Genomic DNA, 21,280 nt, shown 5'->3' on the forward strand with positions numbered 1-21,280 from the left:
GCGTGCTGAGCTTCGATGATCGTGTTGTCGAAACCGATGTCCTGATAGTCGGTTCCGGCCCCGCGGGCGCGGCGGCGGCGTTGTTTCTGTCGACGCTCGGCGTGCCGAACATCATGATCACCAAGTATCGATGGACGGCCAATACGCCACGCGCGCATATCACCAACCAGCGGACGATGGAGATCTTCCGCGACCTCGGCATCGAGGACCAGGTGCTGGCCGAGGCCACGCCGCACGCGATGATCGGCGACACGGTCTTCTGCACCTCCCTCGCCGGTGACGAACTGGGCCGCATCCTCACCTGGGGAAACCATCCCACGCGCCACGCGGACTACGAACTCGCCTCGCCGTCGATGAATTGTGATATCCCGCAGACCTATTTGGAACCGATCCTGGTCAAGAACGCGACCGTTCGCGGCACACACACCCGCTTCTCCACCGAATACCTTTCGCACACACAGCATTCCGATCATGTGGCAGTTCGGGTAGCGGACCGGCTGCTCGGAGTCGAGTACACGATCGTGGCCAAGTACCTGATCGGCGCGGACGGCGCGCGGTCCCAAGTCGCCGCCGATATCGATCTGCCGATGCAGGGCCGGATGGACATCGCCGGATCGATGAACATCACCTTCAAGGCGGACATGGGTGACCTTGTCCGCGAACGCCCTTCGGTCCTGTACTGGGTCGTGCAACCGGGATCGAATATCGGCGGCATCGGTGCCGGTCTGGTCCGCATGGTTCGGCCGTGGAACGAATGGCTGATCGTCTGGGGATACGACATCGACGGGCCGCCACCGGAGGTGACCGACGAATCGGCCACCCAGATCGTCCGCAACCTCGTCGGTGTCCCCGATCTGGCGGTCGAGATCACCGGAAAGTCGTTGTGGGGCAATAACGAACAGTTCGCGACGCGACTGCACACCGGCCGCGTCTTCTGCGCGGGCGACGCCGTGCACCGGCACCCGCCGAGCAATGGTCTCGGCTCGAACACCTCCATCCAGGATTCCTACAACCTCGCCTGGAAGATCGCCGCGGTACTCTCGGGCACAGCGGGTCCGGCACTGCTGGAGACGTATTCGGCGGAACGGGCGCCGGTCGCCGAACAGATCGTCCGGCGCGCCAACAAGTCCAGCCGTGAATTCGGCAGGCTCTTCGAAGCCCTCGGCATCGACAAGGCCGAGACACCGCAGGAGATGGCCGCGCTGATCGAATCCCGCAAGGACAACACCCCGGCGGGTGCCGCCAAGCGACGCGCGATCAGCGAGGCCATGGCGATCAAGAACTACGAATTCAATGCGCACGGTGTCGAATTAGGGCAGTGCTACGTCTCCAGCGCGGTGGTCGCGGACGGCAGTGAGCGCCCCGCGTCGACCAGGGATCCCGAGTTGTACTACGAGCCATCGACTTTCCCCGGAGTTCGGTTGCCGCACGCATGGGTGGGGGACAGCAGCAGCAAGCACTCCACCCACGACCTGGCCCCCTATGGGCAATTCACCCTCTTCACCGGAACCACCGGCGACCGCTGGATCACCGTGGCGGAGAAGGTCGGTGAGCAACTCGGTATCAATATCAAGACCGTCGTGATCGGACCTGGAAACCACTACACGGACCTCTATTTCGACTGGGCCGACCTGCGCGGTGTGGCCGAGGACGGTGCGGTGCTGGTGCGCCCGGACAAGCACATCGGGTGGCGATCCCCCGTCATGCCCGCTGATCCGGAGACGGCGCTGATCGAGTCCCTATCTGTCATCCTGAGTCGAGGGAGCCACACATGAGCATGCGTTTCGAGCACGAAACCCTCGGCCAGCGAGTGCTGTTCGGCACCGGCGTCGCGGCCGCGCACCTCGCCGCGGAGATCGCCAGGCTGAAAGCGCATCGGGTGATGGTGATCGCGGCCGAATCGGAAGCGACCATCGCCGCCACCCTGACCGAAGATCTCGATGTCGCCCTGGTCTATACCGACGTTGCGCCGCACGTGCCGATCGAGAAGGCCGCGAACGCGCGAAAGGCCGCGAATGACGCCGATATCGACCTGCTGGTCTGCATCGGCGGCGGGTCGACCACCGGTCTGGCCAAGGCGGTCGCCATGGTGCGGCAGGTGCCCATTGTGGCGATTCCCACCACCTATGCCGGTTCCGAGGCCACCAATGTGTGGGGGCTGACCGAGGCAGCCAGGAAGACAACGGGGGTGAACAACGCGGTCCTGCCGGTCACGGTGATCTATGAGGCGCAGTTGACGCTCACGCTGCCGGTCGCGTTGTCGGTGGCCTCAGGGCTGAACGCGCTTGCGCACTGCGTCGATTCGATGTGGGCGCCCAGGGCCGACCCGATCAATCAGGCGCTGGCGATCGAGGGGGTGCATGCGCTGGCCTGGGGTCTTCGGCTGGTCGTCATGGACCCCGAAGGCGCTGTCGGACGCGAAAGGATGCTCTACGGCGCCTATCTCGCCGCGGTCGCGTTCGCGTCCGCCGGTTCCGGTATGCACCACAAGATTTGCCATGTCCTCGGTGGCGCGTTCGGCTTGCCGCATGCCCAGACTCACGCCACCGTGCTGCCGCATGTGCTCGCGTTCAACTCTGCCGCAGCCCCGGAGGCCGAGCAGCGTCTCGCCGACGCGTTCGGAAGCATCACCGCGACAGGCGGACTCGACAAGCTCCGGGCCGATGTCGGCGCGCCGACGGCACTTCAGGACTACGGACTGACCGAAGACGATATCCCTGAAGCGGTACAACTGATCCTGCCGCACATCCCGGCGAGCAACCCACGCCAGGTCACCAGCGGCAACCTCGACGAACTGCTCCGCGCGGCGTTGACCGGCGCGGCGCCGGGACGATAGGAGCGGCACCATGACCGAGTTCAGCACTGCGGCACAGCCGATCTCGCCGCAGCAACATGACGTCGAGGACACGCTCGTCGAGACCGTCCTTGCGTCCTTCGGCAATGCCGACGACGAGCGGCTCAAGTTCTTGATGCGGTCGCTGACCGGACACCTGCACGCCTTCATCCGCGAGGTGCGGCTGACCGAGGACGAATGGCACACGGCGATCGAATTCCTCACCGCCGCTGGTGAAATCACCGATGAGAAGCGTCAGGAGTTCATCTTGCTCTCCGATGTCCTCGGCGCCTCCGCGCAGTGCATCGCGGTGAACAACCAGGCATACAAAGGCGCGACGGAGGCGACCGTGTTCGGTCCGTTCTTCGTCGAGAACGCTCCCCGCATCGAACTCGGTGGCGATATCGCCGGTGGTGCGTCCGGCCAGCCGTGCTTGGTCGAGGGAACCGTCACCGACACCGAAGGCCTGCCCGTGCCCGGTGCCCGCATCGAGGTGTGGGAGGCCGACGATCAAGGCTATTACGACGTCCAGTACGCCGACGGCAAGGTATTCGGCCGGGCCCAGCTGTTTTCGGATGCCAATGGCGAATTCCGGTTCTGGGGGCTCACTCCGACGCCGTATCCCATCCCACACGACGGCCCGGTCGGCATGCTGCTCGAGGCCGTCGGCCGCTCGCCGGTCCGCGCCGCGCACCTGCATTTCATGGTCTCCGCCGAAGGATTGCGCACCCTGGTCACCCATATCTTCGTGCGCGGTGACGAATTGCTGGACCGGGACAGTGTTTTCGGCGTGAAGCAGTCCCTGGTCAAGGAGTTCATCGAGCATCCGCCGGGTACCCCGACGCCGGACGGGCGCGATCTCGGCAATCGAGCATGGTCGCAGACCCGCTTCGACATCGTCCTCGCCCCCAGTGGCACCTGAGAACTCAGGCCCGCAGAGCCAGATCGAGGAAGTCGAAGAATTGCTGCGTGATGGTGCGTGTATCGGCGGCGCCGATGAATTCGTGGTCGGTGAACTGGTAGTCGAAGAACAGCGTGCGCACTCCGGTATTTCTCAGCGCGGTGTTCAACTCGACGCTCTGCCCGAATGGCACCAGGTGATCGATAATGCCGTGCTGGAAGAGAAACGGCGGGTCGTCGCTGCTCGCGTAGGTGACAGGGCTGGCCGCGCGGGCCAAGTCGGGGCACTGCGAGGGGGCGCAACCCAGGTACCTGTGTTCGGGGGAGCCTTCATCGTGCGCGAGACCGCCGGGGATGGCCTGGCTGTTCATCGTGGTGAAATCAGTCGGCCCGAACCAGTCCGCCACCGCTTGCACCCGGGTGGAATAGCCGGGGTTGCCGCCGTTGCCTTCGAGTTCGGGGATATCGCCGGTGGTGCCCAATATGGCGGCCATGTAACCGCCCGCCGAATCTCCCCATGCGGCGAACCTGGCGGGATCGAAGCCATAGGTGCCGGCATGCGCGCGGAGCCAGCGCACCGCGGCCTTGACATCGAAAACCGGAGCGGGCCATTGACTTTGCGGACTCAGGCGATAGTCGACACTGGCCACGGCATACCCGCGCTTGTTGAGCGCGTCGGCGATATCGGCCACCGATCCCCACGGGAGCGGGGCGCCCATATTGGTCCGATCGCCGAAGAAGAACCCGCCGCCGTGGAAATAGATGACCAACGGCGCGGGTCCATCGGGCCGAGTACTCGGCAGATACAGATCGAGGAGCTGTGGAGTTCCCGCTTCTTCGGTGTAGGCAATGCCGGATAGGTGTCGATCAGCTGGTGCGGTGTTCGCCGTCGCGGCGGTGCAGCCGAGCGCTGTCGTCGCTGCCAGCAGCAGAGTCGCCGTGAATCGGAGGAGGGGCCTGCGGAGGATCATCATGTCGAACTTTTCTGTCGAAGGCATGCGGAGTCTGCGGCCCGTATCTGAACGGCCGGGATCGATGAGGAATCAGGGTAAGTCTTGCAATGCGGCGCGGATCACATCGAGAAACCACGACTGGGCGGCGCTGCGGCCCGGTGGTCGGCGGGTATAGACGGCGACCTCGACGGGCTCGATGTGCCACGGCAGTGCGAAGGTTCGGACCCGATGTGTGCTGGCCATCGCGCAAGCGATGCGTTTCGGCACGATGGCGACGTATGTGGTGTCCTGCACGACGTAGGGCAGCGTGGCGAAGCGCGTGACGCGGACCGAGATTCGCTCTTCCAGCCCGTACGCGCGCAAGGCATGGCGCGGCGCGGGATGACCGGTGGTTCCTTCGACGACGATATGTCGTTCACCTCGGAGTTCCGCGTCGGTCGCGGAGGCACCGCGCAGCCGAGGGTGGTCGGCCGCGACCATGCCGACGTAGTCCTCGGTGAACAGCGGTACCCGGTGCAGGCGCACCGAATCCAGCACCGGGCTCGCCACGATCGCGTCGACCTGGCCTCGGGTGAGTTGATCCGCCGCCGTCTCGGTATCGAACGCGTGTACCTGCAAGGTCGAGTCGGGCGCGCGGGCGCAGAGTTCCGCGATCACCAGCGGCAGCGAGTTGACCTCGCCGAGGTCGGTGAGCCCGATGGAGAAGCTGACCGGGCCCGATGCGTCGAATTGTGTTGCGGCGCCGATGGTTACATCGAGCTGCTCGATGGCGGTGCGCAGCGGCGGATACAGCCGCTCGGCCTCCGAGCTCGGGACGAGCCCGCCAGGACCGCGCACGAACAGCTCGTCGCCGAGCCGCCTGCGCAGCTTGCCCAACCCGTAGCTGACGGTGGGTTGGGTGACGCCGAGGACGTCGGCCGCCGCCGTCACGCTCCGTGTCTCGTAGAGCAGGACGAAGGTCCGGATGAGGTTGAGATCGAACTCGGCGCCCATAGATCACCTCTATGTAGATATGAAAAAACATCTATTGGATTTCTGATGTGGCCGATCGTAGCGTGATGGCAATCACGCTTGCTTCTCCAGAAACGAACTGCATATGAAGACGTTGTTGTCCTGGTCCGCCGCGCTCTGTTGGCTGACCGTCCTGCTGGAGGGCTACGACCTCGTCGTTCTCGGCGCCGTCATTCCCACGCTCATCGATCAGCATCACCTCGGATTCACCGCCGCCAGTGCGACTTTCGCCGCGACCATCTCGCTGGTCGGGGTGGCCATCGGCGCGACGGCCTCGGGACCGATCGCCGATCGCTATGGCCGCCGCCGCATGCTGCTCGTGTCGATCGCGGTGTTCTCCCTGTTCACCGCCGCCGTGCCGCTCGCGGGGTCGGTGAGTGTGTTCGCCGCGTTCCGGCTGATCGCCGGACTCGGGCTCGGCGCGTGCCTGCCGACCGCGCTGACCCTGATGGCCGAGTTCATGCCGCCGCAGCGGCGGGCCTTCGCGAGCACGATCACCATGACCGGCTACCACACCGGCGCGGTGCTCACCTCGCTCGTCGCGCTGCGCCTCATCCCGCACTGGCAGCCGCTGTTCTACGGCGGTGGTCTGGCCGGGCTGCTGCTGCTTCCGGTGATCTGGGCCAAGCTGCCCGAGTCCGCGGCCTACCTCGCGGCCAAGGACGCACCGACCCGGGTGCGGCCGACGGTATTGCTGCGACCGGTGTATCTGCGTGCGACGCTGGGGGTTTGGGTCGGTTCGTTCATGGGGCTGCTGCTCGTCTACGGCCTGAACACCTGGCTGCCGAAGTTGATGCGCGACGCCGGATACAACATGTCCACCTCGCTGACCGTGCTGCTGATGTTGAACATCGGGGCGGTCATCGGCCTGCTCGCGGCGGGGACACTCGCCGATCGGCGCGGCATCAAACCGACGATCCTGGTGTGGTACGGCGCGGCGGCGATCTTCCTCGCGCTGCTCAGCATCAAGATTTTGAGCACCGTGCTGCTCAACGCGCTGGTACTCGTCACCGGCATCTTCGTCTTCTCGGCCCAGGTACTCATCTACGCCTACGTGACCCAGGCCTATCCCGCCGAGATGCGCGCCACCGCAATGGGATTCGCCGCAGGCGTCGGACGCCTCGGGGCCATCTTCGGCCCGACGGTCACCGGCTGGCTCATTGTCGTCGGCTCCGCGAACCCTTGGGGTTTCTATCTTTTCGCCGCGGTGGCGGGCATCGCGTTGCTCGCCATGGCCGCTGTTCCGCGCACCACCGTCGACGGCCTCGTCCCGGTCGAGTCCGCCGCCCGAGGAGTACGTCCGGCATGAAGACAACCCGCACCCAGGTAGCGATCGTCGGCGCAGGCCCGGCCGGTCTGCTGCTTTCGCATCTGCTGCACCGCGCCGGCATCGCGTCCGTCGTCATCGACCACCGCGGCTACGAGGAGATCGCCGGCACGATCCGCGCGGGGATTCTCGAGGCGGGTTCTGTTCGGCTGCTTGTGGATTCGGGGGTGTCCGATCGTGTACTCATCGAGGGGCAGCGGCACGACGGTGTCGTGTTGCGCTTCGACGGGGAGAACCACCGGATCGACTTCCAGGAGTTGGTCGGCGAATCCGTCTGGCTGTACCCGCAGACCGAGGTGTTCATGGACCTGTCCGTGCGGCGCACGGTCGACGGCGGCGACGTGCGCTACAGCGTGGCCGAGACCGTCGTCGACATCTCCGGTAGTCGCCCGACGATGACGTTCACCGAACCCGACGGCGTGCGGGTACGCGTCGAGGCCGACCTGCTCGTCGGCGCGGACGGTTCCCGATCGATCTGCCGCCACGCCTTCCCCGACGGCGCACGCGCGGAATGGTTCCGCGAATATCCGTTCGCCTGGTTCGGATTTCTGACCGAGGCGCCGCCCTCGCACGACGAATTGATCTACACGCGTTCGGAATTCGGTTTCGCGCTGATCAGTCAGCGCACGCCGACGATGCAGCGGATGTATTTCCAATGCGATCCCGATGAGCGCACGGAAGAGTGGGACGAGGACCGGATCTGGACCGAGATGCGCCGCCGGGTCAACGGCAACGGTTTCGCACTGAAGGAAGGTCCGATCCGCGCGAAGTCGGTGCTGCCGTTTCGCTCCTTCGTCACCGCGCCGATGCGCCACGGCCGGCTGCTGCTCGCCGGTGACGCCGCGCACACCGTCCCGCCGACCGGCGCGAAAGGGCTGAATCTCGCGCTTGCCGATGTGGCGGTGCTCGCGGAGGTGATCGCCGACTTCTTCGGCAACGGTGACGCCGACGTGCTCGACCGATACACCGAGCGCGCCTTGGACCGGGTGTGGCGGGCCCAGCACTTCTCCTATTGGGCGACCACGATGCTGCACGCGGTCGACGGCGCGACGCCCTTCGATATCGAGCGACAGCGCGGTGAGTTCTCGATGGTCACCGGATCACGCTATGGCGCAGCGTATTTCGCTGAGGCATACACCGGCTGGCAGAAATAGACCCGACGAAGGTAAGGAGTGATCGTGGCCAGGATATCGTCCTTGGCGGACGCGGTGGCAGCGCTCGTCCACGACGGCGACATTGTCGCGCTAGAGGGATTCACGCACCTGATTCCGGTCGCGGCCGGACAGGAGATCATCCGGCAGCGCAGACGCGAATTGACTTTGGTTCGGATGACCCCGGACATCGTGTACGACCAGCTGATCGGTGCCGGGTGCGCGGCCAAGCTGGTGTTCTCCTGGGGTGGCAACCCCGGTGTCGGGTCGCTGCACCGGTTTCGGGACGCGGTCGAGCATGGCTGGCCGCGCGCGCTGGCGATCGAAGAGCACAGCCACGCCGGCATGGCCAACCGGTACGTCGCCGGCGCGTCCGGCCTGCCGTTCGGGGTGCTGCGGGGTTACGTCGGCACGGATCTGCCGACGGTGACCGAGACCATCAAGCCGATCACCTGCCCGTTCACCGGTGAGCGGTTGACCGCGGTGCCCGCGATCAACCCGGACGTCACGGTGATCCACGCCCAGCGGGCGGACCGGGCCGGGAATGTGCAGCTGTGGGGTCTGCTCGGCGTGCAGAAGGAGGCCGTGCTCGCGGCGCGCCGCAGCCTGGTCACCGTCGAGGAGATCGTCGACGAACTCACACCGGTGCCCGGCGCGATCGTGTTGCCCGCGTGGGCGGTGACCGCGGTCGCCGAGGTCCCCGGCGGCGCGAATCCTTCGTACGCCCACGGGTATTCCGAACGGGACAACGCCTATTACGCGGCCTGGGACGCGATCAGCCGGGATCGAGGACGATTCGACGACTGGCTCCAGGAGCACGTGTTCGCCGACATCGAAGGGAGCCTGGCATGAACTCGACCTCCGACGAGACGATGACTGTCGCGGCCGCGCGGGCGTTACGCGGCGGCAAGCGCTGCTTCGTCGGCATCGGCCTGCCGTCCACCGCCGCGAATCTGGCGCGCACCACGCACGCGCCGGACCTGGTGCTCATCTACGAATCCGGCACGCTCGGGTCCAAGCCGGGCAGGCTGCCCGCCTCGATCGGCGACGGCATCCTCGCGGAAACCGCCGACGCCGTGATCAGCGTGCCGGAGGTGTTCAACTACTGGCTGCAGCCGGGACGCATCGATATCGGGTTCCTCGGCGCCGCGCAGTTGGACCGGTTCGGCAATATCAACACGACGGTCATCGGCGACTATCACCATCCGAAGGTGCGGCTACCCGGGGCCGGTGGGGCGCCGGAGATCGCCGCGTCCTGCGGTGAGGTGTTCGTCGTTGTCCGCCAATCGCGCCAATCCTTTGTCGAGCGAGTCGATTTCGTCACCTCGTTCGGGCATGGGCGTGGCGGCGGGGAGCGCGCGCGGCTCGGGTTGCGCGGGGCCGGACCGACTCAGGTGATCACGGATCTCGGCATCATGCGGCCCGACGAGAACGGTGAATTGGTGCTGACCGCCGTGCATCCGGGGGTGACCGTCGAGCAGGTGCGCGCGGCGACCGGCTGGGAGCTGAAGGTTGCCGCCGACTTGGCGGTCACCGAGCCGCCGACCGCCAGCGAGCTCGCGGCTCTGCATACGTTGCAGGCGGCGTCATGAGTGGCGCATTTCTCTACGACGGTGTGCGAACGCCCTTCGGCCGCTACGGCGGAGCGCTCGCGGGTGTCCGCCCCGACGATCTCGGCGCGCATGTTCTGCGCGTACTGACCGAACGCACCGGGCTTGATCCGGCGACGGTCGATGACGTGCTGTTCGGCGCCGCCAACCAGGCGGGCGAGGACAACCGCAATGTCGCGCGGATGGCCGCGCTGCTCGCGGGCTGGCCGACGTCGGTGCCCGGCACCACCGTGAACCGGCTGTGTGGCTCGAGTCTGGACGCGGTACTGCATGCTTCGCGGTCGATCGAGACCGGCGACGCCTCGACCGTTGTGGCGGGCGGGGTCGAGTCGATGAGCCGCGCGCCGTGGGTGATGGCCAAGCCGCCCAAGGGATTTCCCGCCGGTGATGCCACCATGCACTCGACCACGCTCGGTTGGCGGATGGTCAACCCGGCGATGCCGGGGCAGTGGACGGTGACGCTGGGCGAGAGCACCGAGCTGCTCGCCGACCGCTTCGGCATCGATCGCTCGGCGCAGGACGAGTTCGCCACGCGCAGTCACCAATTCGCCGCGAAGGCTTGGGTCAACGGGTTCTACGACGATCACGTCGTTGCCGTCCCGGACACCGACCTCACCCGGGACGAACCGATGCGCCCGGACACCACGGTGGCGAAACTGATGCGACTGCGGCCCTCCTTCCGCCCGACCGGGACCGTCACTGCGGGCAATGCCTCGCCGCTGAGCGATGGCGCGTGCGCGCTGCTACTCGGTGACGAGTCCCTGGCCGATCGGATCGGCCGCGCACCGCTCGCCCGGATCGCGGGGCGCGGTGCGGCCGGGGTCGACCCCGACGAGTTCGGCATCGGTCCGGTGGAGGCGGCCCGAATTGCCTTGCGGCGAGCCGGAATCGGCTGGGCCGATATCGGGGTGGTCGAGCTGAACGAGGCGTTCGCCGCGCAATCGCTCGCCTGCCTGGCCGGGTGGCCTGAGCTGGACCCGGAGATCGTCAATGGCAATGGCGGCGCACTCGCGCTCGGTCATCCGCTCGGCGCGTCCGGCGGGCGGATCGTCAACCAGCTCGCCCGCGAAATGCGGCGCCGCGGTAGTCGATGGGGACTTGCCGCACTGTGCATCGGCGTCGGTCAAGGCCTCGCCGTCGTCCTGGAGGCAACATCATGAAAGCTCAACCGTGCACCGCACATTTGCACCGCTACCGCCGTGATCCGGCCGGAACCCATCCGCCGCTGGACTTTTCGGGCTACGCCTCCACGGTGCTCCGCCATCCGCGCGAATCGCTGATCGTGTTGCCGCAGCGGCTGACCGAGCTCACCGGTCCGGTGTTCGGTTCAGATCTGGTCGGCCCCAACGACAATGACCTGACCGCCCAGCATTGCGCCGAGCCGATCGGTCAGCGCATCATCGTGCACGGACGGCTGCTCGACGGCGACGGCAAGCCGATCCCGAAATCGCTGGTCGAGATCTGGCAGGCCAATGCGGGCGGCCGCTATCGGCACGACCGCGATCGCTGGGATTCCCCGTTGGATCCCAACTTCGACGGTGCCGGGCGCACCTACACCGACGATCAGGGGCGCTACGAGTTCACCACCATCAAGCCCGGCGCCTACCCGTGGCGCAACCACCACAACGCGTGGCGGCCAGCGCACATTCACTTCTCGCTGTTCGGGCAGGCGTTCGCCCAGCGGCTGGTGACGCAGATGTACTTCCCGGACGACCCGCTGTTCTTCCAGGACCCGCTCTACAACGCGGTGCCCGAGCACGCGCGCGAATTACTGGTCAGCCGTTTCGATTACGAGCGCACCGAGCCGGAGCGGGCGCTGGCCTTCGAGTTCGACATCGTCCTGCGCGGTCATGCCGCGACACCGTTCGAGAACGAGGACCACGATGACTAGTTTGCGCAGCACCCCCTCGCAGACCGTCGGCCCGTTTCTGCACATCGGGCTGATCGAGGATGACGGACCGTTCGCGGTGCCGTCGGGGACGCCGGGTGCGGTGTGGATCACCGGGCGGGTGTTCGACGGCGCGGGCACCGCCATCGATGACGCGATGGTCGAGACGTGGCAGGCCGATCTCGCTGGACCGGAATGTAGCGAGACCCGCAGCGGCAGAAGAGGTTTCGCGCGAAGTGACACCCGTGCCGGGCAGTTCGCGGTGTACACCGTCGTCCCTGGTCCGGTGTGCGACGGTGCCGGGGGAGAGCAGGCTCCGCACCTCGACATGTCGGTGTTCTCTCGTGGGCTGCTGCGTCGGGTGGTCACCCGGGTCTACTTTCCGGAACACGCCGACCACCATCTCGTCGACCCGGTGCTGGCGACGGTGCCGCTGGAGCGTCGCGACACGTTGATCGCCGTGCGCGACGGTGACGGATACGTTTTCGACGTGCACCTCCAGGGCGCGGGCGAGACGGTGTTCTTCGATGTCTGACGGGCACGGGCTGTTCGACGGCGTACTCGCGGCGGGGCCCGTCGCCGAGCTGGTCGGCGATCGAGCCTGGGTGCAGGCGATGCTCGATTTCGAGGGTGCGCTCGCCTCGGCCGCTGCGGCGGCCGGAGCGATTCCGGACGAGGCGGCGGTAGCCATCGAAAGCTGCTGTCGCGCTGAGGATTATGACATCGGCGCGCTCGGCGCGGACGCGGTGCGGATCGGCAATCCGGCGGGTCCGCTGGTGCGTGCACTGACAGAGCGGGTCGCGCCCGAGGCGGCCGCCTATGTGCATCTGGGGGCGACCAGTCAGGACGTTATCGACACCGCCGCGATGGTGGTGACCGCGCGGGCCTTGGCCGCTCTACATGCCGATCTGCGCACTTGCGCGACGCGGCTCGCGCAGTTGGCCGAGGAGCATGCGGGCACCGTCATGGCCGGACGCAGCCTGCTCCAGCAGGCGCCGCCGGTAACGTTCGGGCGCACCGCGGCCGGGTGGCTCGGCGGCATCGTCGCGGCGCTGGACCGCATCGATCTGATTCGCCGTGAACGCCTCGCGGTGCAGTTCGGCGGTGCCGTCGGCACGTTGTCGTCGTTGCGCGGCAACGGCATTCCGGTGCTGAGCGAGCTGGCGCGCCGCCTCGGGCTCGTCGAGCCGGTGCTGCCATGGCATACCGAGCGCAGCCGGATCGCCGAGATCGCCGGGACTTTGGGGCAGACGTGCGGTGCGGTCGCGAAGATCGCCCGCGATATCACACTGCTCGCGCAGACCGAGATCGGCGAGGTGTCCGAGCAGGGGCCACCGGGTAGTGGCGGCTCATCGACGATGCCGCACAAGCGAAATCCCGTCGCCGCGGTCCTCGCCGCCGGGTCGGCAGCCCAGGCTCCCGGACTGGTCGCGACGCTGCTGAGCGCGGGGGCGCACGAACATCAGCGCGCCGCCGGATCATGGCATGCCGAGTGGCGGCCGTTGGTCGAATTGCTGCGCAGCACAGGGTCTTCGGTGCACTGGCTTCGCGTGTGCCTGGAACGACTCCAGGTCGACCCGCAGCGCATGCGCGTCAATCTGGACAGCACCGGTGGCCAGCTGCTTGCCGAGCACGTCGCCATCGAGTTGACGTCGGTCTCGCACGGAGCCGTTGGCAGGCAGGAAGCAAGCGACCTCGTCGCGGTCTGCTGCCGCGCGGCCGGGCCGGACGATCTCGCCGACGTGTTAGCCGCCGACGCCGTTGTCGGAAAGTTCCTGAACCGCAAGCGAATCGGTGAACTGCTCGAGCCGGCCGGCTATCTAGGATCCACGGACGAGTTCATTCGCCGCGCGCTGAACGATTGGCAGTCGCGACTATGAGTGCCGGTGAGGTGGCGTCGTGACCCCCGTAGCGGTCGACTATGCCGTCGACGGACCGTCGAAGGGTCCAGCTGTGCTGCTGAGTGGCTCACTGGGTAGCGATGTGCGGATGTGGGAGCCGCAGGTCGCCGCGTTGGTCGCGGCGGGCTACCGGGTGGTGCGCTATGACCATCGCGGCCACGGGCGCTCGCCGGTGCCGCCCGGCCCGTATGCGCTGGCGGATCTCGGTGCCGACGTGCTCGCACTGCTCGACCGGTTGCGCATCGGCCGGGCCGATGTCGTCGGGCTGTCCCTCGGCGGCATGGTCGGCATGTGGCTCGGCCAGTACGCGCCACGTCGGCTGCGCACCCTGACGCTGTGCTGCACCTCGGCCGAACTCGGCCCGCCCAGTGGTTGGGCCGACCGCGCCGCCCTCGTTCGAGCCGAAGGCACCGGGGCGGTCGCGGCGGCGGTCGTGCAACGCTGGTTCACCCCGCAGTGGCGCGCCGCCAACCCCGAGCGCACCCGCGGTTACACGGACATGGTCGCCGCCACGCCCGCCGAGGGCTACGCGGCATGCTGCGCGGCGATCGAGACGATGGACATCGCCGCGTGCCTGAGCCGGATCAGCGCACCCACACTGGTCATCGCGGGCGCGAACGACCAAGCGACCCCGCCGCAGCACGGACAGCGGATAGTCGACGCGGTGCCGCTGGCGCGTCTCGAAATCATCCGTCCGGCAGCACATCTCGCCAATGCCGAACTGCCGGACACCGTCAACGACCTGATCCTGCGACACCTGAAGGAGCATTCGTGACCGACCGCGCAGAGCAGGGTGCACAGATCCGCCGCGAGGTCCTCGGCGACGCGCACGTCGACCGCGCCGAAGCGAAGACCACCGAATTCACCCGGCCTTTCCAGGATTACATCACCGAGGCGGTGTGGGGTTCGATCTGGACCCGCCCCGGCCTGGACCGCCGCACCCGCAGCTGCATAACCCTCGCGGTGCTCACCGCCCTCGGTCGGCACGAGGAGATCGCGATGCACGTGCGTGCCGCGATCGGCAACGGCGTCACCAGCGCCGAGATCGCCGAGGTGCTGCTGCACACCGGCGCTTACGCGGGAGTTCCCGCCGCGAACGCCGCGTTCGCCATCGGGCAGCGGGTACTCGACGAACTCGGCGACTCGTAGCGCGAGTTCAGTTGCAGCTCAACGGAATGCGTCGATGTTGCGGGCGACCCAGTCCGCGAAGGGGCGCGGCGCGCGGCCGAGGACCTTCTCCACGTCCGGGCTGATCTGTAGCTCGGCCGGGTTCGGGGCGCTGATGATATCCAGGGTGTCGTCGGCGAGTTCCGCTGGCACGAACCGGGTCATCTCGGCCTTGGCCTCGGCGCGGGTGAGGTCCTGGAATCGCACCGGCGAGCCGACCGCGGTGGCGATGGCCTCCGCCTGCTGGCGCGGCGTGATCACCGCCGGCCCGGTCAGCACGTACACGCCGCCGGTGTGCCGGTCATCGAGCAGGCAGGCCGCCGCGACCTCGCCGATATCGGCCGGATCGATGACCGGCACCCCGACGTCACCGAAGGGCGCGGCGACAACCCGTTGCGTACGGACGGACTCCGCCCAGCCGAAAGCGTTGGAGGCGAAGCCACCCGGCCGCAGAATGGCCCAGTCCATGCCGGACTCCCGCGCCGCGTCCTCCACCGCGCGCACCGCGATCCGCGTCGGCCCGAGCGGCCTGGTCGCCACGCCCTGCGAGGACAGCAGCACGACTCGGCGGACTCCACTGGCGGCCGCCAGGTCGATGATGTCGGACGGCTTGGCGCCTGGGGCGTGCAGGTCGCCGTTAAGCAGGAGGAACAGCGCCTTCGCCCCGGCCAGCACTGGCTCGAGGTTCGTCGGCTCGGTCAGGTCGGCGGCTACGTGCCGGACACCGTCCGGCACCGCCGTCGCGCGCCGCGACACCGCCGTCACCTGCTCGCCCGCCTCGACCAGCGCCCGCGTCAACGGCAGGCCCACATTTCCGGTAGCCCCGGTCACTACGATCATGTTCAGCTCCTTGTCTCATGTTCACTGCCGGCATGACGCTAGGAGCCGGGCTCACCATTCGTAAGGACGTACCTTTGGGTAAGCTCATGACATGGCAGGAGGCGTGCAGCAAGCACAGGGTGCGGCGGAGCAACGGTATGAGGTGTTTCACACCGACTGCCCGGCCCGTGATGTGCTCGACCACATCACCAGCAGGTGGGGCGTCTGGGTGCTGATCTCCCTGCGCAGCAACGCCCTTCGGTTCTACGAGCTGCGCGAGAGCATCCGTGGCATCAGCGAGAAGATGCTCGCCCAGACCTTGCGCGGGCTGGTGCAGGACGGCCTGGTCTGGCGCGAGGTCGAGCCGACGACGCCACCTCAGGTCACCTACGGCCTGACCCCGTTCGGGCAGGACATCAGCGAATCGCTCGATGAGCTGTTCGAACGGATCGGCCGCGACCGTCCCTAGGACAGGGCGAGGTATTTGGTCTCGAGGTACTCCTCGATGCCCTCGGTGCCTGCTTCGCGGCCAAGGCCGGATTCCTTGACGCCGCCGAACGGGGCGGCGACATCGGAGATGACGCCCCGATTGATGCCGACCATGCCGGATTCGAGTGCCTCGGCGACGCGCAGGGCGCGGTCGAGGTCGGTGGTGTAAAGGTATGCGGCGAGGCCGAATTCGGTGTTGTTGGCGGCGATGATCCCCTCCGTCTCGCCGTCGAAGCTGGTGATCGCGGCCACCGGGCCGAATACCTCCTCGCGCAGAATGCGTGCGTCGGCGGGTACTTCCGCCAAGACGGTCGGCTCGTAGAAAAAGCCTTCGCCCGCGATGCTCGCGCCGCCGGTGGTGACGCGCGCGCCCTTCTCCCTCGCATCGCGCACCAACTCGGTGACCGTGCCGCGTTGCTTCTCGCTGATCAGCGGTCCGACCTGCACTCCGTCCAGGTGGCCAGGCCCGATCTTCAGTGCGCGCATGCGGTCGGTCAGCTTCGCGGTGAACTCCGCGCGCACAGCGTTGTCGACGTGGAAGCGATTCGCCGCGGTACAGGCCTCGCCGGTGTTGCGCATTTTGGCGGCCATGGCGCCGTCGACCGCGGCATCGATGTCGGCGTCGGCGAACACGACGAACGGCGCGTTGCCGCCGAGTTCCATCGAGACCCGCAGCACGCGCGTAGCCGATTGCGCGAGAAGGGTTTTGCCGACGGCGGTCGATCCGGTGAAGGTGACTTTGCGCAGCCGGTTGTCGGTGAACATCGGGTCGGTGAGCGGTGCTGCGGCAGCGGTCGGCAGGATCGACAGCACGCCGGGCGGCAATCCGGCGTCGGCGAAGACCTGGCCGAGCAGCAGCATGGTCAGCGGTGTCTCGGCGGCGGGCTTGACCACCATCGTGCAGCCTGCCGCGAGGGCGGGGGCGATCTTGCGAGTGCCCATGGCGAGCGGAAAGTTCCACGGTGTGATGGCCAGCGTCGGGCCGACGGGCTGCTTGGTGACGAGGATGCGGCCGCTGCCCGACGGCGAGTGCGTGTAGCGGCCGTGCACGCGGACCGCCTCCTCGGCGAACCAGCGCAGGAACTCCGCGCCATAGGTGACCTCGCCGTGACTCTCCGCCAGCGGCTTGCCCATTTCCAAGGTCATCAGCAACGCGAAGTCGTCGCGTCGGGCGATCACCAGTTCCCAAGCACGGCGCAGGATTTCGGCGCGCTCGCGGGATGGTGTCGCGGCCCATGCGCCTTGCGCCGCCGCGGCTGCGTCGAGCGCGCGGGCACCGTCGGCGGCCGACGCGTTGGCGACCTCGATGAGGATCTCACCGGTCGCGGGATTGTCCACGGCGAAAGTGCTTCTCGCCGATACCTGTTCGCCGCCGATCCACAGGTCCGTTGGCAGCGAGGCGAGTAGTTCGGCCGCCTCACGCATTGTCGGCTCGAATCCCGGCGACCGCGGCAAGTGCCTTGTCGAGGCGGTTGGCGAGCTCGTCGATGAGCTCCGGTGTGCTGTTCAGTGGCGGAGCAACGAGTACCGAGTTGGTCGTCGTTCCGATGCCCGCCGTGCACAGCACGAGCCCGCTTTCCTTGGCGGCGGCGATGATTCGCTTGTTCGTGTCCGCCGGTTGTCCGGCATCGATGTGTAGCGCTCGCATCAAGCCGATTCCCGACTGATCCGACAGCAGCGTCGGATAGCGGTCGCACAGGGCTTGCAGTGCCTCGGTGAGCAGCGTGCCGGTCTTGGCCGCGTTGCTCAGCAGAGCTTCGTCCTCGATGACGCTCAGCACCGCGTTGGCGGCGGCGCAGGCGAGCGGATTCGCGGACATGGTGTGCCCCAGTGCGATCGGCCCTAGCGGCTCCGCGATCGCCGCGGTCACCTTTTCGGAGATCATGGTGACGGCGAGGCTGGTGTAACCGCCAGTGACGCCCTTTCCCGACGTCAGGATGTCGGGGGCGATGCTCGAATGGTCACAGGCCCACCACCTTCCGGTGCGCCCGAAGCCGGACATGACCTCGTCGGCGATGAGGACGATCCCATTGTTCCTCGTCTCCCTGCGCAGCCAGTGCATCGTGTCGATGTCGATCGGTGCGGCACCGGACGAGGCGCCGCCGAGCGGTTCGATGACGATCGCGGCGACCTTGGACGGCCCGACTCCGAGCAGCGCCTGACCCCACTCCTCGTGGGTGGCGCGCCGCCGACCGGGCCTGGGGCGCACCAGAACTCGATGCACGCCCGCACCCAACAGTGGCTCCACCGACGGATCGCGCTTATTGGGACTGCCGGTGATGGACAGTGCCCCCGCGGTCATCCCGTGGTAGCTGGGCTCCTCGGACAGAATGACGGTGCGTTGTGCTTTGCCACGGCGGTGCTGGTAGGCGAAAGCCAGCCGCAGCGCGCATTCGTTCGCCTCGGAACCGGAATTGCTGTACTCGACCGCGGCGGTCTTGGCGGGCGCGATGGCAAGCAGTCGCTCGGTGAGCCGCAGCGCCGGATCGTTGCGGAACTGCGTGCGATGCACGAAGGTCAGCTGTCCGAGCTGGGCCTCGATGGCCTGCAAGACCTTCGGATGCGCATGTCCGACATTGACATTGAGGACACCGGACGACCCGTCGAGATAGTCGTTTCCGTCGGCGTCGTAGATGTAGGGGCCCTTGGCCCATGCGGCGACAGGCAGGGCGGTTCGGCTTGGCGCGGTGGCCGGAGCGGGAATCATGCTGGCTGACGATCCTTTCGAATGAGCACGAGCAGCGCGGCCGCGACCAGGGCCGCCGCGATGCCGAGGAAGCCGGTCAGGCCCGCGAAGGCGGCGCCGCCGACGGTGAGCGTGCCGAGCAGGGTGGTGCCGATCGCGATGCCCGCGTTCATCATCGAGTTGTTCCAGGCGACCACGGACGCGCGCTGGGTCGGATCGGCCGACGACAGGTAGGCCTGCTGGCTGGAGTAGAACGCGCCGCCGAAAACACACCACAGCGTCAGCGCCACCAGAGCCAGGATCATGGTGTGCGTGCTCAAAGCCACTGCGGCACAGGGCGCGAACGCCACCGCCGCGATGACCGAGACCCACACACCGCTCACGTTGCGCCGGTGCAGGTGATCGAGAATTGTCCCGGTGCTCAGCGAGCCGATCAGCGATCCGGCGCCGACGAGCAGGCCGACGAGACCAAGTGTGTTGAGGCTGAAGCCGAATCGCTGCGCGAAGATCACACCGACAAAGGTGTAGGCGCCGAGGCGGCCCGCCTGTAGGAACAGAGTCGCGATGAGCCCCAGGCTGATTCGCGGCTGCGCCCACGGTGCGAGCAGTGCCTTGAAGCCGCGTGCGGTTCCGGTCGCCGGGATGTGATCCAGGCGCAGGTACAGCACCGCCGATGTCGCGATCATCAGCACGCCGACGGCCAGGAACGGCCACCGCCAACTGGTCAACGAGGCGAGACCCGCGCCGAGCGGCACACCGAGCACCTGCCCGAGCGAATACACACTCGCGCCGAGCGAGATCACCCGTCCGCGCTTGTGCTGCGGCGTGCGCTCGGCGAGATAGGCCCAGATCGCGGGTGCCGCGATGGCCGCGCCGAGTCCGGTGATGCCGCGGCCCGCGATCAACATCGGCAGTGAACTCGCCGCCGCGCAGGCCAGATTTCCGAGCATGAAGACGAGCGAACCCAACAGGATCGACCATCGCCGCGGGTAGCGGTCGGCGAGGATGCCGAAGGGCGGTCCTGCGACGGCGTAGACCAGAACGTAGGCGGTGACGATGGTGGCCGAGGCGGCCACCGAAGCGTGCAACGACTGGGCGATACCGGGCAGCATCGGTGCCACCAAGTACATTTCGGCGCCCATCAGGAAGAACGCGGCGTAGAGAAGTATGTGCTGAGCCCACGGCGTTGGGGGCTCAGCCTCCGCCGCCGGACGCAGGTTCCGGGGTGGCTTCGGCCGCGTCTCGACACTCATACCGAAACCTTCTCCAGCGCCTCGTGCGTGGCGATCGGGAGTACCGGACGACGAGGCAGCTTCAGCTGCGACCAGACGGTGTCGATGATCTCGGCGAACCGATGCACGGCCGAGGGACTGTGCACCGGCGACGGGTTGATCCGGAGTCGTTCGGTGCCGCGCGCGACGGACGGGAAATTGATCGGCTGGGCGTATTGGCGGTATTCCTCGAGCAGGATATCGGCCAGTTGTTTGCATTTGTGCGGGTCACCTACGAGAACGGGAACGATATGGCTTTCGGTTGATACCAAAGGGATTTCGGCATCGGTGAGCAGGTCTTGGAGTAGTCGGGCCCGGTGGTGCAACAGGATTCGCTCGTTGTCCGATTCGCGCAGATGCCGCACGCTGGCCAGCGCGGCGGCCGCGAGGGCGGGCGGCATCGCGAGGGTGAAGATGAACGCGGGCGCGAAGCTGCGTACGGCGTCGAGAATCGGCGCCGGCCCGGTCAGATAGCCGCCGAGGGTGCCGTAACCCTTGGCGAAGGTGCCCATCAGCAGGTCGACCTGATCCGCGCATCCCATGTGCGCCGCCATGCCTGACCCCTCCGGGCCGTACATGCCGACGGAGTGCGCCTCGTCGACGTAGACCAGTGCGCCGTGTTTCTTTGCCACGGCACACAATTCGGGCATCGGCGCGACATCGCCGTCCATCGAGTAGATCGATTCGAAGGCAACGATTTTCGGGCGATCGGGATCGGTGGCCGAGAGCAGCTCGTCGAGATGGGCCGGATCGTTGTGCCGGAAGATCTGTCGCTCGGCGCGCGAAGCCCGCATGCCGAGGATCATCGACGCGTGGTTCTGTTCATCGGAGAAGAAGATGGCGCCGGGCAGCTCTTTGCCGAGCACGCCGAGCACGGCGTCGTTCACCGCGTAGCCGGTGATGAACGTCAGGCCGGCTTCCTTCCGATGTAGCTGTGCCACTTCACGTTCGAGCAGGATGTGGGTGTGGTTGTTGCCGGAGATATTGCGCGATCCGCCTGCCGCGACACCCGAGCGGTTCACCGACCGGTGCATGGCCTCGACCACGGCGGGGAACTGGCCCATGCCGAGGTGATCGTTGCTGCACCACACCGTGATCTCGCGCAGCCCGTCCCGGTGGTGGTGTACCGCGTGCGGGAATCTGCCTGCCAGGCGCTCGATTTCGACGAAGGTTCGGTACTGCCCCGACGCTCGGATGTCGTCGATTCTTCTCTCGAAAAAGGCGGTGTAGTCGAATGCCATGGGAATCTCCGTTTTCTCGAAGTGTCTATCTGT

21 protein-coding genes are annotated in these 21,280 nt (G+C 67.1%); 14 read left to right on the forward strand and 7 right to left on the reverse strand.

The features are described from left to right. Positions 1-2 precede the first annotated feature (2 nt). From OG203_RS41340 to OG203_RS41350, 3 genes are read left to right on the forward strand one after another with little or no spacing between them, the layout of a single operon-like run. The gene (locus tag OG203_RS41340; protein ID WP_405162628.1) at positions 3-1,775 is read left to right on the forward strand and encodes an FAD-dependent monooxygenase; all 1,773 of its coding nucleotides are present in this window, start codon (positions 3-5) and stop codon (positions 1,773-1,775) included. Next, positions 1,772-2,836: a maleylacetate reductase gene (locus OG203_RS41345; RefSeq protein ID WP_405162629.1), complete on the forward strand. Its 1,065-nt coding sequence runs from the start codon at positions 1,772-1,774 to the stop codon at positions 2,834-2,836. The genes OG203_RS41340 and OG203_RS41345 overlap by 4 nt, the downstream gene beginning before the upstream one ends. Positions 2,837-2,846: 10 nt before the next feature. Then, positions 2,847-3,755, forward strand: a complete 909-nt coding sequence (locus OG203_RS41350) for a dioxygenase (RefSeq protein ID WP_405162630.1) — start codon at positions 2,847-2,849, stop codon at positions 3,753-3,755. Between the two features lie 4 nt (positions 3,756-3,759). Here the strand turns inward: OG203_RS41350 and OG203_RS41355 are convergent, their stop codons facing one another. Together OG203_RS41355 and OG203_RS41360 are read right to left on the reverse strand one after the other, a co-directional pair. Further along, positions 3,760-4,731 (reverse strand): alpha/beta hydrolase fold domain-containing protein, encoded by a 972-nt coding sequence (locus OG203_RS41355; protein WP_405162631.1) that lies wholly within the window; start codon positions 4,729-4,731, stop codon positions 3,760-3,762. A 45-nt stretch (positions 4,732-4,776) separates the two neighbouring features. Further along, complete coding sequence (locus OG203_RS41360; protein WP_405162632.1) at positions 4,777-5,679, reverse strand: LysR family transcriptional regulator; 903 nt, start codon at positions 5,677-5,679, stop codon at positions 4,777-4,779. Positions 5,680-5,782: 103 nt separating this feature from the next. Between OG203_RS41360 and OG203_RS41365 the strand changes: the two genes are divergently transcribed. Genes OG203_RS41365 through pcaC form a run of 10 tightly spaced genes read left to right on the forward strand, consistent with a single transcriptional unit; the run spans position 5,783 to position 14,723 of the window. Next, complete coding sequence (locus OG203_RS41365) at positions 5,783-7,006, forward strand: MFS transporter (RefSeq protein ID WP_405162633.1); 1,224 nt, start codon at positions 5,783-5,785, stop codon at positions 7,004-7,006. Then, complete coding sequence (locus OG203_RS41370; RefSeq protein WP_405162634.1) at positions 7,003-8,178, forward strand: 4-hydroxybenzoate 3-monooxygenase; 1,176 nt, start codon at positions 7,003-7,005, stop codon at positions 8,176-8,178. Before OG203_RS41365 ends, OG203_RS41370 begins: the two co-directional genes overlap by 4 nt. A 24-nt stretch (positions 8,179-8,202) precedes the next feature. Then, a complete protein-coding gene (locus OG203_RS41375; protein WP_405162635.1) occupies positions 8,203-9,027 on the forward strand; it encodes a CoA transferase subunit A in 825 nt (274 codons plus the stop codon). Then, positions 9,024-9,767 (forward strand): CoA-transferase subunit beta, encoded by a 744-nt coding sequence (locus OG203_RS41380; RefSeq protein ID WP_405162636.1) that lies wholly within the window; start codon positions 9,024-9,026, stop codon positions 9,765-9,767. The genes OG203_RS41375 and OG203_RS41380 overlap by 4 nt, the downstream gene beginning before the upstream one ends. Continuing rightward, positions 9,764-10,945, forward strand: a complete 1,182-nt coding sequence (locus OG203_RS41385; RefSeq protein WP_405162637.1) for a thiolase family protein — start codon at positions 9,764-9,766, stop codon at positions 10,943-10,945. The genes OG203_RS41380 and OG203_RS41385 overlap by 4 nt, the downstream gene beginning before the upstream one ends. Continuing rightward, entirely contained in the window at positions 10,942-11,676 is a 735-nt protein-coding gene (gene pcaH / locus OG203_RS41390) for a protocatechuate 3,4-dioxygenase subunit beta (RefSeq protein WP_405162638.1), read from the forward strand. The genes OG203_RS41385 and pcaH overlap by 4 nt, the downstream gene beginning before the upstream one ends. After that, entirely contained in the window at positions 11,669-12,208 is a 540-nt protein-coding gene (pcaG, locus tag OG203_RS41395) for a protocatechuate 3,4-dioxygenase subunit alpha (protein ID WP_405162639.1), read from the forward strand. The genes pcaH and pcaG overlap by 8 nt, the downstream gene beginning before the upstream one ends. Beyond that, positions 12,201-13,553, forward strand: a complete 1,353-nt coding sequence (pcaB, locus tag OG203_RS41400) for a 3-carboxy-cis,cis-muconate cycloisomerase (protein WP_405162640.1) — start codon at positions 12,201-12,203, stop codon at positions 13,551-13,553. Before pcaG ends, pcaB begins: the two co-directional genes overlap by 8 nt. 19 nt (positions 13,554-13,572) lie before the next feature. Beyond that, positions 13,573-14,349, forward strand: coding sequence for a 3-oxoadipate enol-lactonase (gene pcaD, locus OG203_RS41405; RefSeq protein ID WP_405162641.1), 777 nt, complete (start codon positions 13,573-13,575; stop codon positions 14,347-14,349). Continuing rightward, positions 14,346-14,723 carry a 4-carboxymuconolactone decarboxylase gene (gene pcaC, locus OG203_RS41410; protein WP_405162642.1) on the forward strand — a complete coding sequence of 126 codons (378 nt, stop codon included), beginning with the start codon at positions 14,346-14,348 and terminating at the stop codon, positions 14,721-14,723. The genes pcaD and pcaC overlap by 4 nt, the downstream gene beginning before the upstream one ends. Before the next feature lie 18 nt (positions 14,724-14,741). Here the strand turns inward: pcaC and OG203_RS41415 are convergent, their stop codons facing one another. After that, the gene (locus tag OG203_RS41415) at positions 14,742-15,581 is read right to left on the reverse strand and encodes an SDR family oxidoreductase (RefSeq protein ID WP_405162643.1); all 840 of its coding nucleotides are present in this window, start codon (positions 15,579-15,581) and stop codon (positions 14,742-14,744) included. 91 nt (positions 15,582-15,672) lie between these two features. On the opposite strand from OG203_RS41415, the gene OG203_RS41420 reads away from it, so the two are divergent. Continuing rightward, positions 15,673-16,029: a winged helix-turn-helix transcriptional regulator gene (locus OG203_RS41420; RefSeq protein ID WP_405162644.1), complete on the forward strand. Its 357-nt coding sequence runs from the start codon at positions 15,673-15,675 to the stop codon at positions 16,027-16,029. Here the strand turns inward: OG203_RS41420 and OG203_RS41425 are convergent. The 4 genes from OG203_RS41425 to hemA are packed head-to-tail and all read right to left on the reverse strand — an operon-like array spanning position 16,026 to position 21,247. Then, positions 16,026-17,474, reverse strand: a complete 1,449-nt coding sequence (locus OG203_RS41425) for an NAD-dependent succinate-semialdehyde dehydrogenase (protein WP_405162645.1) — start codon at positions 17,472-17,474, stop codon at positions 16,026-16,028. The genes OG203_RS41420 and OG203_RS41425 overlap by 4 nt on opposite strands. Next, positions 17,467-18,756, reverse strand: a complete 1,290-nt coding sequence (locus OG203_RS41430) for an aspartate aminotransferase family protein (protein WP_405162646.1) — start codon at positions 18,754-18,756, stop codon at positions 17,467-17,469. The genes OG203_RS41425 and OG203_RS41430 overlap by 8 nt, the downstream gene beginning before the upstream one ends. After that, positions 18,753-19,988 (reverse strand): MFS transporter, encoded by a 1,236-nt coding sequence (locus tag OG203_RS41435; RefSeq protein WP_405162647.1) that lies wholly within the window; start codon positions 19,986-19,988, stop codon positions 18,753-18,755. Before OG203_RS41435 ends, OG203_RS41430 begins: the two co-directional genes overlap by 4 nt. Then, the gene (hemA, locus tag OG203_RS41440; RefSeq protein ID WP_405162648.1) at positions 19,985-21,247 is read right to left on the reverse strand and encodes a 5-aminolevulinate synthase; all 1,263 of its coding nucleotides are present in this window, start codon (positions 21,245-21,247) and stop codon (positions 19,985-19,987) included. Before hemA ends, OG203_RS41435 begins: the two co-directional genes overlap by 4 nt. Between the last annotated feature and the right edge of the window lie 33 nt (positions 21,248-21,280).

It is taken from the genome of Nocardia sp. NBC_01499, from assembly GCF_045040275.1.
Taxonomy (GTDB): Bacteria; Actinomycetota; Actinomycetes; order Mycobacteriales; family Mycobacteriaceae; genus Nocardia.